We start from the raw sequence: 242 nt of genomic DNA on the forward strand, positions 1-242 counted from the left end.
TATGCGCCCGTAGCTCAATTGGATAGAGCGTTTGACTACGGATCAAGAGGTTAGGGGTTCGACTCCTCTCGGGCGCGTTTTCTTTCGGGAAGTGGCTCAGCTTGGTAGAGCACCTGGTTTGGGACCAGGGGGTCGCAGGTTCAAATCCTGTCTTCCCGATACTTGTTTGGGGCCTTAGCTCAGCTGGGAGAGCGCCTGCCTTGCACGCAGGAGGTCAGCGGTTCGATCCCGCTAGGCTCCAC

3 tRNA genes are annotated in these 242 nt (G+C 57.9%); all 3 read left to right on the forward strand.

Going from position 1 to position 242, the window contains the following annotated elements:
* Window positions 1-3 precede the first annotated feature (3 nt).
* The 3 genes from HFD78_RS29285 to HFD78_RS29295 all read left to right on the forward strand — a co-directional run bounded on the left by HFD78_RS29285 (window position 4) and on the right by HFD78_RS29295 (window position 241).
* Window positions 4-77 (forward strand) — tRNA-Arg (locus HFD78_RS29285).
* Window positions 78-85: 8 nt separating this feature from the next.
* Window positions 86-159, forward strand: a tRNA-Pro gene (locus HFD78_RS29290).
* A 9-nt stretch (window positions 160-168) separates the two neighbouring features.
* A tRNA-Ala gene (locus HFD78_RS29295) sits at window positions 169-241 on the forward strand.
* Window position 242: the final 1 nt, after the last annotated feature.

This window comes from Bacillus sp. EKM501B (assembly GCF_011800505.1).
Lineage (GTDB): Bacteria > Bacillota > Bacilli > Bacillales > Bacillaceae_G > Bacillus_A > Bacillus_A cereus.